The organism is Mesorhizobium sp. M4A.F.Ca.ET.050.02.1.1, from assembly GCF_003997725.1.
Lineage (GTDB): Bacteria > Pseudomonadota > Alphaproteobacteria > Rhizobiales > Rhizobiaceae > Mesorhizobium.
The window spans coordinates 1-1,099 of sequence record NZ_RZSG01001227.1 but is presented as its reverse complement, the minus strand read 5'-3'; the positions used below and the strand labels follow the sequence as shown (position 1 = coordinate 1,099).

Sequence of the window (1,099 nt, the reverse complement as noted above, 5' to 3'; positions counted from 1 at the left end):
ACCACGCCCTGCGTACCGATGGGCGTTGCAGGGAGCGTTGCCCCTCAGGGCGAAGTATCGACCTTCGGAGCCTGAGCTGGCCGCGCCTTCAATTCCGAACATCGCTGCAACACCTCTTGTCGAGGATAACGCATGACCTTGTTGTCGTGCAGCTTGAGCAGCAGTTCGCGTCTCGTTTCCGTGGTTTCACCGTCCGAACAGGTCATGTCCAGAACGATCGCATCGAGGCCCTTGATCTTCTGAACCCTCTCCAGCGAGCAGCCGACTTCCCACATCTCCACCGCCTTGTCGGTGAATGTCACGATCGTATCGTTGTTGTCGCATGGGGCGCTGCCTTCGGCGGCGAAAGAATCCTTCCACCACTCCTCGGCGGAAGCCGCGGTCGAAATCAACAGAAGCACCGCGGCAACCCAGCAGATCCTTGAACGGTTTTTCAGGTCCATGTTCGCTCCCTCGCCAGGAAGCGACATTAGGCAGTGCTGCAGCGAAAGCAAACAGGGCAGACGCCCTGTCGATGGGCGCGGCGCATCCGGAAGGTCCCTTTGCATCGCGAAAAGGAAAAGGAACCGGCGCCTTTCGACACCGGTCCCCGACTGTATCCCCTGCCCGCGCTTCTGCGGCGCGGCTTCTATCCCTCGGCGTGGATGCGCACTTACATCCGGTAGGCGATCGTGTCGTTCCAGAAGCGGTCCAGCCGCTGCAGCGCGCGGTTCATCTGCTTGAACTCGTCGGTGTTGATGCCGCCGACCTGCTCGATCGAGCCGACATGGCGCTCGTAGTGGCCGGCGACCACCTCAGCCACCTCGTTGCCCTTCGGAGTCAACGAGACGCGGACCGAACGACGGTCGATGCGCGAGCGCTGGTGGTTGATGAAGCCGAGGTCGACCAGCTTCTTCAGGTTGTAGGAGACATTCGAGCCGAGATAGTAGCCACGCGAGCGCAGTTCGCCGGCGGTCAGCTCCGAATTGCCGATGTTGAAGAGCAGCAGCGCCTGGATGGCGTTGATGTCGGAACGGCCGTTGCGGTCGAACTCATCCTTGATTACGTCAAGCAGGCGGCGGTGCAGGCGCTCCACCAGCTGCAGCGATTCCATGTAAAG

The 1,099-nt window shown here is 61.1% G+C and carries 2 protein-coding genes; both read right to left on the bottom strand.

All coding sequences use genetic code 11. From position 1 onward, the window contains the following. Positions 1–44: 44 nt before the first annotated feature. Positions 45–443, bottom strand: a complete 399-nt coding sequence (locus tag EOA33_RS36515; protein WP_245482567.1) for a hypothetical protein — start codon at positions 441–443, stop codon at positions 45–47. A 209-nt stretch (positions 444–652) separates the two neighbouring features. Further along, the coding region (locus EOA33_RS36510; RefSeq protein ID WP_145989541.1) for a MarR family winged helix-turn-helix transcriptional regulator at positions 653–1,099 on the bottom strand (447 nt) is incomplete at its 5' end.

Excerpts from the sequence above, each read along its gene's own strand:
- EOA33_RS36515 (WP_245482567.1), bottom strand. The coding sequence starts at position 443 with ATGGACCTGAAAAACCGTTCAAGGATCTGCTGGGTTGCCGCGGTGCTT.